This window comes from Amycolatopsis sp. NPDC102389, from assembly GCF_044765885.1.
Taxonomy (GTDB): Bacteria; Actinomycetota; Actinomycetes; order Mycobacteriales; family Pseudonocardiaceae; genus Amycolatopsis.
Map to the genome: position 1 here is coordinate 49,799 of NZ_JBIWKX010000042.1, position 14,847 is coordinate 64,645.

Consider the following 14,847-nt stretch of genomic DNA (forward strand, 5'->3'; position numbering starts at 1 on the left):
CAGCGAAGGAGAAGAAAGACAAAGAGGCGTCGAATTCGCGCAATACTGGTGACGGAGGCGCGCGCGGAGCAGGGGGCGGCGCTCGCGAGCTCATCCAGGATCTGACGTCGGCGGGTTCCCGACCTGAACCGACGGAACGTTTTCCCATGGATTTGTCCCGTCCCGCCGACAAGAAAAAGGAGGAGACGCTAGAGGAGAGGGTTGCCAGGACGTCACCGTCTCCGGAGCGAGCGCGACGGCAGTCCGCGGATATCCGGAAGGCCCGGGAGGACCAGTCGCGGGCTCAGAAGACGAAGAGCACTCCCGGGCCGGATCACCTACGCGAGGTACTCACCGACGAGCCGAAGTCCGATAGCGGTGACCGGCTTCCGGGAATGCTGCCGAACACCGTGGTCACCGATCGCGGCAAAAGCGCGGGAGCACGCAGCGGGCAGCGCGAAAACCTCGACAATTTGCTGACCGCCGGCACCACGCGTAAGCAGGCCGAGGAATTCCCCGGGATGGCCAAGAACACCCCCGCCCGGACCGGACCGGTCACCATCAAGGACCCGGACGACCACTGGGTCGGCAACGTGCTCGACGAGGCCCGGGAAACCGTCGTGGACGGTTTGGAGTCGATTCCGCCCGCTATCAAGGGCTTCGTCGACGCGAACCAGGACGCCACGACGTGGTCCGAGGCCGATCCGGACAGTGATGAGTGGCGCGCGGCCAACAAACGCATCGAGGAACGCGGCAAGGCGATCGAGGACGTCGTCCGAAACCCGGGCAAAGTCGTGGAAGAAGTCATCCGTCCGTACAAGGAGGACTGGAACAGCGACAAACCGGAACGGGTCATCGGCCGCGCGGCGGTCGACATCGGCACCATGTTCATCCCCGGTGTCGGCGTCAGCAAGAGAGTGCTCAACGCGGTCGATGCGTTGCCCGGAGGGCGTGGACCGGATCTGGGTACCGGCGCCCGGGAGACGCCGAACCATCAGAACCCGCCTGATCGAGCCGAGAGTGCGCCACCGGCCGGCGCTCAGGGCTCCAAGACGGACACGACCGCACCAGGGACGACTTCCCGTTCGCCGAACGATGGCGATCGGCGCGGCAGCAGGGTGCTCCCGAACCCGGTGACGCAACTACCCACGTTGCCCCGGGCCAACTCCCCTGTCCGCCGCCCAGCCGACACGCCGTCCTCTCGGACTTCCGGCGGCGGCGAATCCAGGCAGCGCCCGAACGACCGCACGCCGGAAGCCCGAAAGGACAACACCCCCGAGGCACGGGACCGGGACGACGCCGCGACCCGGTGTCCTACGCCGAACAGCTTCGTACCCGGCACCCCGGTCCTGCTGGCCGACGGCACCTACAAACCGATCGAACAAGTCACCCTCGGCGACCGCGTGCTCTCCACCGATCCCGTCACCGGCCTCACCCAGGCACGGCCGGTGATCAACCTCATTCCCGGCCAGGGGCTGAAGGAACTGGTACGGATCACCGTCGACACCGACGGCGACCAGGGCAACGCCACCGGCACCGTCACCGCCACCGACGAACACCCGTTCTGGGTCGCCGACACCGGCCGCTGGACCGACGCCGAAGACCTGGACCGCGGCAATCTGCTCCGCACCCCCGACGGCCGCGTGCTGAAAGTCGTCGCCGTGCACGAGTGGACACAACAGCAACAGGTCCACAACCTCACCGTCGAGGGCCTGCACACTTACTACGTCAACGTCGGCGGCCAAGACGTCCTCACCCACAACGCGGGTGATGAGAGCTGTGCCAACCTGGACCTGGACCGCGCTTCCAGCTCGGGCCGGAAGCTGGACCCCAAAGATGCCCGAGGCGAATTCGAGATGGCCGGCAATGCGCTTGCGAAGCATGCGGGGCGCAAAACGAACACCGGACAGTGGCCCATCCCTTCCGGCAAGCAGAATCCGGCAGCCTGGAATGCACTCGGCCGGGACGTCTTGGACGAAATATTGACTCACCCTGATGCGCGCGTTTCCAGTGGTTATGGAAGGATCAACGGGGTCTTTGGGGAGACCATCGACGTTCGCCTCCCCGACGGCCAGGGCGTCCGATTCTCGGCGAGCGGCGAGTTCTCTGGCTTTCTAGACTGATCGAAGGGCGACTGAGATGAAAGAAGTATTCAACGGTAGCGAAATTGAAGTGGTCGATTTTGACGATGCCACATCGGGCGAGCATGTGATTGAATTTCGCGATCCTGCCTGGCGGTCAAATGAAGCGGTCATCGCAATTTCGGTCCCAGACGGCGGGTCCTGGAGCGATGCGGTCGCGAGCGTCAATCCTCGCAGAAACGACGTTCCGGTTTCGTTTGTCATCTGGGCGATCGGCGTTGCCGAGAAGAGAATGCAGTGAGCCCTTTTCATCCTGCGGTTCCGAGGGAGTGGCCTCACCTCGAGCAGTCGACTCCTCGCACCGGTCTTCACGAGCCGTCACCAGGGTCACGACCCCAGCCGCCCGATGTACCGCAGCTATCCCGTTCCTGTACCTAGCCGGTTACGTTGAGCAGGTGGCAAGATGGGCCGAACGGTCCAGCGGGATCGACTTCGCAGGGGGCAAGGTGAGCAAGTCCAGGGCTGGGGAGGCCTTCGAGCTGATCGCGGCGAACATCCAGGGCGTGATCCGCGGCAAGCCGGAGATCGTCCGGCTCGCCGTGGCCGCGCTCTTCGCCGAGGGGCACCTGCTCATCGAGGACGTCCCCGGCCTCGGCAAGACCACCTTGGCCCGCTGTCTCGCCCGCAGTATCGGCGGAAGCTGGAGCCGGATCCAGTTCACCCCGGACCTGCTTCCCGGCGACATCACCGGCGTCACCGTCTATCACCAGAAGGACGAGCGGTTCGCGTTCCACCCCGGCGGGGTCTTCGCCAATATCGTGGTCGCCGACGAAATCAACCGTGGTACCCCGAAAACGCAGTCCGCGCTGCTCGAGGTGATGGCCGAGCGGCGGGTCACGGTCGACGCCGTCGGGCACGAGGTGCCACGGCCGTTCCTCGTCATCGCCACCCAGAATCCGATCGAGATGGAGGGCACCTACCGGTTGCCCGAGGCCCAGCTCGATCGGTTCATGATGCGGATTTCCGTCGGCTACCCGGATCTCCAGTCCGAGGTCATGGTGATCATGGGCGACCGCGCCGGTGTCTCGGCCGACGAACTGCCCGCCGTGGTCGACATCCCGATGCTGCTGGACGCCATTGCCGAGGTCCGCGCCGGTCACCTCGATCAGGCCGTCTGTGAGTACGCGGCGCGGATCGCCGCGGCCACCCGGGTTCATCCCGCCGTGCGGTTCGGCGCGAGCCCGCGCGGCAGTATCGCGCTCGTCCGGGCCGCGCAGGCGATCGCCTCGACCGGAAGCCGCCAGTTCGTCACCCCCGACGACATCAAGGAAGTCGCCGTCCCGGTCCTCGCGCACCGGCTCGTGCTCACCGCGGAGGCCGAGCTCAACCAGCGCGGTCCCGCGGACATCGTGGCCGAAGTGCTCGCGTCCGTCCCGGCGCCGGCGATGAACCACGCGGGCCGCTGACCATGCGGCTGACCGCCCGCGGCGTGCTCCTGCTCGTGGTGTCGGCACTGCTGCTCGTGGTCGCCGAGTGGGCGGGCTACCCGCTGTTCCGTGTGCTGGGCGTGGTCGGGCTCGCCGCCGTGGCCGCGGCGGTCGTCGTCACCGCACGCGGTCTGCGCGTCGACGTCACCCGCGAGATTTATCCGGAACGTGTCGAACGCGGACGCCCGGCGCTGGCGAAGCTGACGATCCGCAATCGCGCCGGGCGACGTCAGCGCGGGTTCGACGCCAGGGACAAGGCGGGCGCCGCCGTCCAGACCGTCCGGGTCCGGTCGCTCGCCCAGGACGCCGAAGCCACCTATCGCTACGAACTGCCGACCGGGCACCGGGGCAGGCTCCCGGTCGGGCCGCTGGCGCTGCACCGCGTCGACCCGTTCGGCCTGGCCAGGAACCGGCTTTCGGCCGGGGAGACCGCGGAGCTCTGGGTGCATCCGCGCCGGCATCCCGCGCGTGCGCTGACCGGCGGGTACCCGCGCCATCACCACGAGGGCGGCACGACCGACTCGTTGCGAGGCTCGCTCGACATCCGCGACGTCCGTGAATACCAGCCGGGCGACGAAGTCCGGCACCTGCACTGGAAGGCCACCGCGCGGACCGGCCGGATGATGGTCCGTGACTACACCGATCCGCAGCAGCCGCGGTTCACGCTCTTGCTCGACACCCGCCGCTCGTCCTTCACGCCCGAGGTTTTCGAAGAAGCCGTCGACGTCGCCGCGTCACTGCTGCACGCGTCCGCGATGGCCGGGCACCACACCCGGCTCGTCGCTTCCGGCGGCCTCGACCTCACCACCGCCGGCGGCCCGCTCGGTTCGCGGCTTCTGCTCGACGAGCTGTGCCAGATCGCCCAGGACACCGGCGAGACGCTCGTGACGCGCGAGCTGGCGGCCGCGCGCGACCAGGGCGGCTGCCTGATGGCCGTCACCACCGGCAGGCTGGACGGGCTGACCGCCCTGCGGCCTCGCTATTCCTCGCTGTTCCTCGTCGATCTCGCCGCGACCGAACCGATCGCCGTTCCCGGCGTCCGCGTGATCAACGCCGACGACGCCGCGCACGCGGTCCGCAAGTGGAACGAGGTGGCGGGATGAACCGGCTCACCGTCGCGCTGATCCTGCTCGCCGCCATGGTCGCGGGCCTGTTCTTCGCCCCGGTGTTCGGCGTGACGACGTTGCTCGTCCCCCTCGGCGTTCCGTTGCTACTGGCCTACGGCGTCACCGAGCTGTGCTCGCGGTGGGAATCCCTGGTGCCGTGGCGGCCATTGCTGCTGCTGATCGTCGGGCTGGCCGGTGTCGTGGAGACCGTGCTCTACTCCACGACGGCCTCCGGCTTTCCCACCGGGGCAACGTTTTCCGCGCTCGCCGACGGCGTCACCGAATCCTGGCGGATCGCGCTGCAGTCGACGTGGCCGGCGCGACCGGAGCCGTCCGCGCTGCTGTTCGTCCCGCTGCTGGCGCTGCTGGCCGGGGTGCTCGGTGTGGAGCTGCTGAAGCTGCGGCGGCCGATCCTGGCCCTCCTGCCGAGCTTCACGGTCGTGGTCGTGAGCCAGCTTTTCCAGGCGATGTCCGGCTTCCCCGCCCTTTTGTGCGGGCTCGGGTACGCGGCCGTCGCGGGCGGGGTGTTCGTCCTGATGCCGCAGGCGGACGCCGAGGGTCACCGAGGCAAGGTTCCCGCTCTGGCACTGGCCGCGCCCGCGGTCGTGCTCGGCGTCGGCGGCGCGCTCGTCGCGAACCTGCTCGTACCCGCGCCCGGTCCGGCGTACTCGCTCAAGCAAGACCAGCTCGCCGAGCTCGACGCGCGGGTCGCGAGCCCGCTCGACGACCTGGCCTACCGGCTGGAACATCCGGGCACGCCGGTGTTCTCCTTCCGCGGCGACGCCGACACCGACCGCTGGCCACTGGTCGTGCTCGACGACTTCGACGGCGTCAACTGGATGCCCGGCAGCCGCTACCGGCGGCTCGGCACCGAACTCGCGCCCGGTCCGGCGGTGGCCGTGCCCACGCACCGGCGCTCGGCGACGATCACCACGAGCGGCCTGACCGGACCGTGGCTGCCCAGCCAGACCTGGCCGGCCGCGGTCGGCGGGATCGCGCCACTGGTCGAGGAAGCGCAGGGCACCCTCTGGCTGCCGCGCCCCGGTGACAGCCCGCGGCAGTACACCCTGAGCTGGTGGTCGCCGGAGATCCACCCGGCGGATCTGCTCGACGCCACGCTCGACTCGTCCGCGCCCGGCGGTCTCGCGGGAATCGGAGACGTCCCCCCGGAAGTCGGCCAGCTGGCCCGGGAAGCCGTCGGCGGGCTGCGCCCCAGCTTCCGGACCGCGCTCGCGCTGGAGCGGTTCTTGCGCGAGCGCTACCGGCTGGCCACCGGAGCCGATCTGCCGGCCGGGCACAGCTGGCCGCAGCTGCGGAAGTTCCTTTTCGAGACCAAATTGGGCACCAGTGAGCAGTTCGCGAGCGCGTACGTCGTCCTCGCGCGGACGCTCGCCATCCCGGCCCGGCTGGTCGTCGGCTTCCGGACACCGGACAAACCCGATGCAGGCGGCGGCTACACCGTCCACAACGGCGACGTCGTGGCCTGGCCCGAGGTCGCGGTCTCCGGCGTCGGCTGGGTGGCGCTGGATCCGACCGGCGCGGCGCGCACCGGAACCGGCGGCGCGAACAGCCTCGCGGCGGTGACCGCGCAGGCTCGCACACAGCTCCCGCCGTCCGAGCAGATCCAGGAACGGCCACTGCCCGGGAGCGATACCGGGCCCGGCGAAGGCGGCACCGGAGACGGCGGCTGGACGTTCCCGTTCGGCACGGTCCTGATCGCGCTCGCGGCGCTGCTGGTGGCCTGGTTCGCCGGGGTCCCGCTGGCCAAGGGCGTCCGAGCATGGCGGCGACGACGCCAGCCTGGCATCGGTGCGGTGCTCGGTGCGTGCCGCGAGGTCAAAGACCGGCTGCGCGAACACCGCGTCCCGTGTACCGCCGGCATGACGGTCCGCGACCTGGCGGCGGCCGTGCACGGCACCGGCGATCAGTCCACAGTGGACGGACTACTCCTGTTGGCCTCCACGGTGGACGTCGCACTGTGGTCGGGCGTGGGCACCGGTCCGCACTCCGGCCCGCAGGCGTGGGCGGCGGTGCGGGAAGTCCGGCGCGGTCTTGCCCGGCGCGGCCTGCGCGCGCGGCTCTATGCCGCCGTGAACCCCCGCACGTTGGTGCCCCTTGGAGCAACCCGAACGTGACGCGATCTTGAGCCGCCAAGGGGGCTCGAACCCCTGACCTTCTGTTTACAAGACAGATGCTCTACCAGCTGAGCTATAGCGGCCTTGCCCAGGGCAGCCCGGGCATGCCCAGTATATCGGCGCCCCCTCACCGCCCCGCAGGCCGCACCCGGGGCTCCCCGGCCACCGCCCGGAAGGCGTGCGCGAACGTCACGGCGGTCGCCGGGTCGCGGCGGTCGGCGACGTAGTACCAGTTCATCCGGACGGCTTCCGGGGTCACTTCGAGGACGCAGGGGCCGTGCGAGTCGAGCTCGACGAAGCGCACGTGCGGGTTCAGCGCGCGGATCGCGGCCTCGACCTTCAGCGAGCCGGTCCGCGGCGGGACACCGAGCTGCTCGTCGATGTTGTCCGAGGTGACCGACGGGCAGACGAACTCGACGGCGACGCTCGTCCCGTCCCGCGGCACGTCGTTCGCCCACGACGAGTGGACGTCGCCGGTCAGGAACACCGTGTTGCCCCGGCCTTGCGCGGCGATGGTGTCGAGGACGCGGCGGCGGTCGGCGGTGTAGCCGTCCCACTGGTCGGTGTTGACCGTGGTCGGCTGGCCTTCGAGCAGGCCGTCGAGCGCGAGCCGTTCGCGGGTGGGCAGCGTGGGGACCTTGATCGGCGAGACCATCACCGAGTTGCCGATCAGGTTCCAGGACGCGGTCCCGCGCGCGAGGCCGTCCAGGAACCATCGCCGCTGCTCGGCGCCGAGGATGGTGCCCTCCGCCGAAGCCGGGCCGGGCTGCTGGGTCCGGTACGTCCGCAGGTCCAGCATGGTGAGGTCGGCCAGCCGTCCGAACTTCAGCCGCCGGTACAGCCGGTCGCCGCGGTGCCGCACCGGCATCCATTCGAAGTACGCCTGGTGCGCGGCCCGCCTCCGGTCCGCCCAAGCGCCCTCGGTCGCCGGGTCGTGTGACGGCGATCCGCCGGACCAGGCGTTGTCGGCGGTTTCGTGGTCGTCCCAGGTCGCGACCATCGGATGCCGGGCGTGGAGGCGCCGGAGGTGCTCGTCGGTCTTGTACATCGCGTGACGTCGCCGGTAGTCCCCCAGGGTGATCAACTCGTTGGGCGGTACCGAAGGCCGGAGATCACCCGCAGGGTTGGGAGTTCCTTCGTAGAGGTAGTCACCCAGGTGAATGAAGGCGTCCAGATCGTCGCGGCCGGCCAGATAGCCGTAGGGGGCGAAGTGACCGACGGCCCAGTTCGCACACGAGACCACGCCGAAACGCAAGCTCTCGACGTCCTCGTCGTGCGAAGGCGCGGTGCGGGTCCGACCGGTCTGCGAGACCTTCCCCTGAGACGTGAACCGGTACCAATACCCGGTCGACGCGCACAGCCCGCCCGCCGTCACCTTCACCGTGTGGTCGCGTTCCGGTCCCGTCCGGACGTGACCGCGAGCGACGACGCGCGTGAATCCGGCGTCCGCGGCCACCTCCCACCGGACGTCCACCGCCGCCCCTTTCCCGGACCCCGGAACGGCTTCGGGCGAAGGCGTGACCCGGGTCCAGAGAAGGACCGAATCGGGCATCGGGTCTCCGGAGGCCACCCCGTGCGCGAAAACCGGGGCCTCCGCCCCGCTAGATTCGCCCGAAAGGGTGAATGTCACCGCTGTTCCGGCCGCGGTGACACCGGCCGCGCGGAGAACGGAACGCCTGCTCACAGAGGACGTCATGGCATGCAGTGTGCCGCAAACCGGCGCGGCCGCGATGATCTTCCTCCGACGTGGTGGACGCCACTTCGGGTTTCCTGCAACGGTCGGGGCACCGGCCCCGATGCTCCTCGGGAAAGTCCCTCGAACAAGAGTGAGGAGGTGGATCGATCATGAAGATCAACGAGCACACCAAGGGAGCCCAGCGCGGCGAACGCGGTGCCGAAAAGAACCAGGACGAAACACCCGAACGTGGCGAATGGCTGCTGGAAGCGCCGCGCCAGCGTGACGGAGAGCGATCGATCCCCCAGGCTCGCTCGCACCGGCCGAATCTGCTGCGCCGCCGCGCCTGGCAGATCCTCGAAGCGCCGACGGCCGAGCAGCCCGCCGTCGACGTCGAAGAGGCGATCGGCCCGCAGCCGCCGGACGACACGACGGTCAACTTCGTCCTTGACCTCGTCCTGCGCATCGGCGAGGTCCAGATGTCGAGCGGCGCCGGTGCCTCCGACGTCACCGCGACGATCATCGCGCTGACCTCCGCGCTCGGCCTCCCGCACTGCGAGGTCGACGTGATCTTCACGTCGATCACCGTGACCTGCCACCGCGGCACCGACATGGCACCGGTGACGGCGCTGCGCGTGGTCCGCTCGCGCAGCCTCGACTACACGCGGCTCACCCAGACCGAGACGCTGGTCCGCCGGATCGTCCGCGGCAACATCGGCGCCGAAGAGGCACAGCAGGAACTGCAGCGGATCACGACGGCGCCGCACCCGTACCCCCGTTGGGTGGCCACGGCCGCCTGGGGCGGGCTGGCCGCGTTCATCACCTTGATCCTCGGCGGCAGCATCGACGTCGCGCTGGTCGCGCTGGTGATCAGCGCGGTCATCGACCGTCTCGGCCGCTTCCTCAACCGCTTCGCGCTGCCGTTCTTCTTCCAGCAGGTGATCGGCGGCCTGGTCGCGACGCTGTCCGCGATGGCGATAGTCAGCAGCAACCTGCTGACCACGGACAAACCCACGCTGGTCGTCGCGGCGGCCGTCACCGTGCTGCTGTCCGGTCTCTCCACGGTTTCGGCCGTGCAGGACGCCATCACCGGCTACTACGTCACGGCGGCCGGGCGCACGACGGAAACCGCGTTGATGAGTGCCGGGCTGATCGCGGGGGTGGTGCTGGCGCTGAAGATCGCGGTGCTGCTCGGCCTCCCGCTGACGCCACTGCCCGAGGTCATCTCCTCGACTCCGCAGCAGCTGCCGATCATCATCATCGGCAGCGTCGGCGCGTCGGCCTGCTTCGCGCTCGCCTCGTATTCGACGCTGCGCGCGATGATCGTCGCGGGAGCCGCGGGCGCCATCGGCGGCGCGGTCTACGGCGCCTTGATGCTGACCGACTTCCAGGCCGTCAGCTCTTCCGCGGTCGCCGCGACGCTGGTCGGCTTCTGCGGTGGCGTGCTCGCCAGACGGCTCAAGGTGACGCCGCTCGTGGTGGCTGTGTCCGGCATCACGCCGCTCCTCCCCGGTCTCTCCACCTATCGTGGTCTATACCAATTGGGCGTCGAGCCCGGCGGGAACATCTCGACGCTGATGACCGCGGTCGCGATCGGGCTTGCCCTGGCAGCGGGTGTGGTACTCGGCGAATACCTCGCGCAACCGGTGCGCACGGGGCTCGGCAGGCTGGAACGCAAATTCGCCGGGCCGCGGATGGCGGGTCCGATGGAACCCGCCGAACGACGCTTGGAGTGATCGCTCGGCGACGGGCCGTGGCCTCCTCGCGCGATAGGGTTTCCGCTTAGGGCAGCGACCCGCGATTCGAGGGAGCGGCTGGTGGACGAAGTGATTGCCGAGACGAGCAGAACGGCCTCCGCGGATTTCGTGGTGGTGGCGAACAGGCTCCCGGTGGACCTCGAACGGACCGCCGACGGAAGCAGGCGCTGGACGGCGAGCCCTGGCGGGCTGGTGTCCGCGCTCGAACCGTTCCTGCGGTCACGCAAGGGAGCCTGGGTCGGGTGGCCGGGTGTGCCCGACGTCGACGTCGAGGAGTTCGACGACGACGGCCTGGTGCTGCACCCGGTCTCCCTGACCTCGGACGACGTCCGCGACTACTACGAGGGCTTCTCCAACGCGACGCTCTGGCCGCTGTACCACGACGTGGTGGCGCGGCCGGTGTTCGACCGGAGCTGGTGGGAGTCCTACGTCCGGGTGAACCGGCGCTTCGCCGAGGCGAGCGCGAAGGTCGCCGCCGAGGGCGCGACCGTGTGGATCCAGGACTACCAGCTGCAACTGGTCCCGGCGATGCTCCGCGAGCTGCGTCCCGACCTCCGGATCGGGTTCTTCCTGCACATCCCGTTCCCCCCGGTCGAGTTGTTCATGCAGATGCCGTGGCGGACCGAGATCGTCCGCGGCCTGGTCGGGGCCGACCTCGTCGGCTTCCACCGGCCGGGTGGCGCGCAGAACTTCCTCTGGCTGGCGCGGCAGCTGGCCGGTCTCGAATCCAGCCGCGGCGCGGTCGGCATCCGCACCCGCCCCGGCCTGATGCAGGTCGGCGACCGCACGGTGCGGGTCGGCGCGTTCCCGATCTCCATCGACGCCATCGGCCTCGACAAACTCGCCAAGACCAAGGGCGTCGCCGAACGCGCCGCCCAGCTGCGCCGCGACCTGGGCAATCCGAAGAAGGTCCTGCTCGGCGTCGACCGGCTCGACTACACCAAGGGCATCGACCTGCGGTTGCAGGCGCTGCACGAGCTGCTGCACGAAGGCCGCGTCCGCCCGGAGGACGTCACGTTCGTCCAGCTGGCCACGCCGAGCCGCGAGCGCGTCGAGCACTACCAGCGGATGCGCGGCGACATCGAGCAGATGGTCGGCAGGATCAACGGCGAATTCGCCCGCGTGGGTCACCCGGTCGTGCACTATCTGCATCAGTCCGTGAACCGGACGGAGCTGGCCGCGTTCTTCTCCGCGGCCGACGTCATGGTGGTCACTCCCCTGCGTGACGGGATGAACCTCGTCTGCAAGGAGTACGTCGCCTGCCGCCACGACCTGGGCGGTTCGCTCGTGCTTTCGGAGTTCGCCGGTGCCGCGGCCGAGCTGACCAGTGCGCTCCTGGTCAACCCCCATGACCTGGACGGGGTGAAGAACGCACTGGAGACTGCCATTACGCTCGACCCCGCAGAGGGACGCCGCCGTATGCGCGCCATGCGTCGACAGGTCCTCACGCATGACGTCGACCGCTGGGCGCGCTCGTTCCTCCAAGCGCTCGGTGCCGAACCGGCCGACTGATCCCCATACCCCGCATAGTTTCCCGAGGAGAAATCGTTGACCGCCGAGGCACTGCCCGCCGAGCTGCGGCGCGCGATTGTCCAGGTCGCGCGCACCCCGCGGCTGCTGGTCGCCTGCGACTACGACGGCACGCTGGCCCCGATCACGGCCAACCCGGACGAAGCCCGTCCCCTGCCCGAATCGGTGGGCGCGCTCAGGTCGCTGGCCGGCCTGCACGAGACGACCACCGCGGTCATCTCCGGCCGCGCGCTGCGTGATCTCGCCACCCTGTCCCGTCTCCCGGCCGAGGTGAACCTGGTCGGCAGCCACGGGTCCGAGTTCGACATCGGCTTCATCCACGCGCTCGACGACAAGGCCCGCGAGCTCCACAGACGGCTCGAGGCCGAGCTGGAGAACCTGGTGCTCGACGTGCCGGGCGTCTCGCTCGAGGTCAAGCCCGCGAGTATCGCGGTGCACGTCCGCCGCGCCGAGCACGAGGCGGGCCGCCGGGTCCTTCGCGATGTCCACAATGGACCTTCGAAGTGGGAGGGCGTGTCCACGACCGACGGCAAGGAGGTCGTCGAGCTCGCGGTCGTCCAGACGGACAAGGGCCGCGCGCTGGACACCCTGCGCCACCAGGTCGGCGCGACGGCGGCGGTCTTCCTCGGCGACGACGTCACCGACGAGAAGGCGTTCGCCCGCATCTCCGGCCCGGACCTCGGCGTGAAGGTCGGCGAGGGCGAAAGCCTGGCGCAGTACCGGGTTCCGGACACCGTCGACGTCGCGATGGCGCTCGCCTTCCTGCTCGAAGAGCGGCGCAACTGGCTCTACGGCGAGCAGGCGCCGCCGATCGAGCGGCTTTCCATGCTGGCCAACGAACGCTCGGTCGCGCTGGTCACGCCGGACGCCCGGCTGACCTGGCTGTGCCACCCCGGCCCCGACGCGCCCGCGATCTTCGCGGACCTGCTCGGCGGCGCCGGCGCGGGCCACTTCTCGATCAAGCCGCACCGCAACGGCCTTCCGCTCGGGCAGCGTTACCTGCCGAACACGATGACGGTCGAGACCCGCTGGTCACGGCTGCTCGTCACCGACTACCTCGAACCGGAGAGCCCCGCGCACCGCACGGATCTCGTCCGGGTGATCTCGGGCGAGGCGGCGGCGGAGATCGTGTTCGCGCCGCGGCCCGAATTCGGCGGTGTGCCGGTGAAGCTGGTCGCCGAGGGCGACGGGATCCTGGTGCAGGGCACCTCGGAGCCGTTCGCGCTGCGTTCGCCGGGCGTGGAGTGGGAGATCACCTCCGACGGCATGAACGACACCGCGACGGCGCTCGTCACCCCCTCCCCGGAGAACCCGGTGGTGCTCGAACTCCGTTGCGGCACTTCGGACCTCGCCGCACACGAACTGTCCGAAGTGGACCGGCGGGCCCGCGCGGGCGACTACTGGAGCACCTGGGCGCGGACGCTCAAGCTGCCCAGCGTCCAGACCGACCTCGTCGGCCGCTCGGCGCTCACCCTGCGCGGACTGGTGAACACCGACACCGGCGGCGTGCTCGCGGCGGCGACGTCCTCGCTGCCGGAGGAGATCGGCGGCGTCCGCAACTGGGACTACCGCTACTGCTGGATCCGCGACGCGGCCATGACCGTGCGCGAACTGGTCCACCTCGGCTCGACCGAAGAGGCCGAAGGCTATCTCCGGTGGCTGCACGGCGTGCTGTCCACTTTGGCCGGTCCGGAACGGCTGCACCCGCTGTACACCTTGGCGGGCAGCGTGATCGGTGCCGAAGCCGTCATCGAATCGCTGCCCGGATACGCCGGTTCGCGGCCGGTCCGCGTCGGCAACCTGGCGAACCATCAGGTGCAGCTGGACGTGTTCGGCCCGGTCGTCGAACTCGTGCAGACGCTGGCGGAGGCGCGCGGCGAGCTGCGCGACGAGGACTGGCAGATGGTGCGCGCGATGGCCGAAGCGGTCACGCGGCGCTGGAACGAGCCGGACCACGGCATCTGGGAGGAGCGGCACGTGCCGCGCCACCGGGTGTACTCGCGGGTGATGTGCTGGGTGACCATCGACAGGGCGGTCAAACTGGGTGAGGTCTACGGCCGCGCGGTGCCGGGCGCGTGGCCTTCGCTGCGCGACGAGATCGCCGCGGACGTGCTGGAGAAGGGCTGGAACGAAGAGGTCCAGGCCTTCACCACCGCCTACGACGGGACGGACCTCGACGCCGCCTCGCTGTTCGTCGGCCTGACCGGGCTGATCGATCCGGCCGATCCGCGGTTCCAGTCCACGGTGACCGCGATCGAGGCGGAACTGCGCAGCGGGTCCACTGTGTACCGGTACCGCCGCGACGACGGCCTTCCCGGCGGCGAGGGCGGTTTCCACATCTGCGCGGCCTGGCTCATCGAGGCGTACCTGCTCACCGGGCGGCGCACCGAGGCCGAGGAACTGTTCACGCAGATCGTCGACGCCGCGGGCCCGACCGGCCTGCTGCCCGAGCAGTTCGACCCGATCGCGGAGCGCTCGCTGGGCAACCACCCGCAGGCGTACTCGCATATCGGGCTGATCCGCTGCGCGAGCCTGCTTTCCCAGTAGCCCACGTGTCAGGAAAGGGTCGTGAGTGGTAAGTGTCGTTCTATTGAGGGGCAAGTCAAACGTGGCTGGGCCCTCTTCGCTGACGTCTAAGCGCCGCTGATTGTCCACAAGGGACAGTCTTCGACTGCGCGGCGTCCGGTTCATGTCTATATGTACGATACTGACCGAGGTCGTGAGTGGTAATGAGGGTTAGAACCCTCATTACCACTCACGACTCCCTCGCGGAACCGTGCAGACTACCTAAATCGGACACCGGCAGCCCGAAGGGTGTCCCTTATGGACATTCACCGCGCGATCGGCCCTCGTCGGTCAGCGCGAACCCCGGCCGCAAAGGGTGCGCAGCACGCCACATTTGACTTACCCCTCAATAACGACACTTACCACTCACGACCCAACGCGGAACTGTCACTCGCTCCTCGAACCTGCCGGATCACCCTTCATCGCCCGAGCCGAGGTGGGGGGGGGGGGGGGGGGGGGGGGGGGGGGGGGGGGGGGGGGGGGGGGGGGGTGGGGGGGGGCGGGCGGGGCGGGCGGGGGGGGGCAGGGGAGG

The 14,847-nt window shown here is 69.6% G+C and carries 9 protein-coding genes and 1 tRNA gene; 8 read left to right on the plus strand and 2 right to left on the minus strand.

Annotated features, from left to right (window positions below; all coding sequences use genetic code 11):
• Nucleotides 1-374 precede the first annotated feature (374 nt).
• The 5 genes from ACIRGA_RS29360 (at nucleotide 375) to ACIRGA_RS29380 (ending at nucleotide 6,788) form a co-directional block, all read left to right on the plus strand.
• Nucleotides 375-2,102 (plus strand): polymorphic toxin-type HINT domain-containing protein, encoded by a 1,728-nt coding sequence (locus ACIRGA_RS29360; protein ID WP_400946851.1) that lies wholly within the window; start codon nucleotides 375-377, stop codon nucleotides 2,100-2,102.
• Between the two features lie 16 nt (nucleotides 2,103-2,118).
• Entirely contained in the window at nucleotides 2,119-2,361 is a 243-nt protein-coding gene (locus ACIRGA_RS29365; protein ID WP_400946854.1) for a hypothetical protein, read from the plus strand.
• Nucleotides 2,362-2,566: 205 nt separating this feature from the next.
• Nucleotides 2,567-3,526, plus strand: coding sequence for an AAA family ATPase (locus ACIRGA_RS29370; protein ID WP_400946903.1), 960 nt, complete (start codon nucleotides 2,567-2,569; stop codon nucleotides 3,524-3,526).
• Nucleotides 3,527-3,528: 2 nt separating this feature from the next.
• The gene (locus ACIRGA_RS29375) at nucleotides 3,529-4,650 is read left to right on the plus strand and encodes a DUF58 domain-containing protein (protein ID WP_400946856.1); all 1,122 of its coding nucleotides are present in this window, start codon (nucleotides 3,529-3,531) and stop codon (nucleotides 4,648-4,650) included.
• On the plus strand, nucleotides 4,647-6,788 hold the full coding sequence (locus ACIRGA_RS29380; protein ID WP_400946859.1) for a transglutaminaseTgpA domain-containing protein: 2,142 nt from the start codon (nucleotides 4,647-4,649) through the stop codon (nucleotides 6,786-6,788). The genes ACIRGA_RS29375 and ACIRGA_RS29380 overlap by 4 nt, the downstream gene beginning before the upstream one ends.
• 10 nt (nucleotides 6,789-6,798) lie before the next feature.
• Here the strand turns inward: ACIRGA_RS29380 and ACIRGA_RS29385 are convergent.
• Both ACIRGA_RS29385 and ACIRGA_RS29390 read right to left on the minus strand, forming a co-directional pair.
• Nucleotides 6,799-6,871, minus strand: a tRNA-Thr gene (locus ACIRGA_RS29385).
• Nucleotides 6,872-6,915: 44 nt separating this feature from the next.
• Nucleotides 6,916-8,484 (minus strand): alkaline phosphatase D family protein, encoded by a 1,569-nt coding sequence (locus ACIRGA_RS29390; protein ID WP_400946861.1) that lies wholly within the window; start codon nucleotides 8,482-8,484, stop codon nucleotides 6,916-6,918.
• A 149-nt stretch (nucleotides 8,485-8,633) separates the two neighbouring features.
• Here ACIRGA_RS29390 and ACIRGA_RS29395 point away from each other — a divergent pair, with 149 nt between their 5' ends.
• From ACIRGA_RS29395 to otsB, 3 genes are all read left to right on the plus strand, one after another.
• Complete coding sequence (locus tag ACIRGA_RS29395; RefSeq protein ID WP_400946864.1) at nucleotides 8,634-10,199, plus strand: threonine/serine exporter ThrE family protein; 1,566 nt, start codon at nucleotides 8,634-8,636, stop codon at nucleotides 10,197-10,199.
• An 81-nt stretch (nucleotides 10,200-10,280) separates the two neighbouring features.
• Nucleotides 10,281-11,732: a trehalose-6-phosphate synthase gene (locus ACIRGA_RS29400; protein WP_016337688.1), complete on the plus strand. Its 1,452-nt coding sequence runs from the start codon at nucleotides 10,281-10,283 to the stop codon at nucleotides 11,730-11,732.
• Nucleotides 11,733-11,768: 36 nt separating this feature from the next.
• On the plus strand, nucleotides 11,769-14,297 hold the full coding sequence (gene otsB / locus ACIRGA_RS29405) for a trehalose-phosphatase (protein ID WP_400946867.1): 2,529 nt from the start codon (nucleotides 11,769-11,771) through the stop codon (nucleotides 14,295-14,297).
• Nucleotides 14,298-14,847 lie beyond the last annotated feature (550 nt).

Bases quoted from the DNA above. Each gene is read 5' to 3' on its own strand.
- ACIRGA_RS29395 (WP_400946864.1), top strand. From the start codon at position 8,634: ATGAAGATCAACGAGCACACCAAGGGAGCCCAGCGCGGCGAACGCGGT.
- ACIRGA_RS29375 (WP_400946856.1), top strand. From the start codon at position 3,529: ATGCGGCTGACCGCCCGCGGCGTGCTCCTGCTCGTGGTGTCGGCACTG.
- ACIRGA_RS29365 (WP_400946854.1), top strand. From the start codon at position 2,119: ATGAAAGAAGTATTCAACGGTAGCGAAATTGAAGTGGTCGATTTTGAC.
- ACIRGA_RS29380 (WP_400946859.1), top strand. From the start codon at position 4,647: ATGAACCGGCTCACCGTCGCGCTGATCCTGCTCGCCGCCATGGTCGCG.
- ACIRGA_RS29390 (WP_400946861.1), bottom strand. From the start codon at position 8,484: ATGACGTCCTCTGTGAGCAGGCGTTCCGTTCTCCGCGCGGCCGGTGTC.
- ACIRGA_RS29360 (WP_400946851.1), top strand. From the start codon at position 375: ATGCTGCCGAACACCGTGGTCACCGATCGCGGCAAAAGCGCGGGAGCA.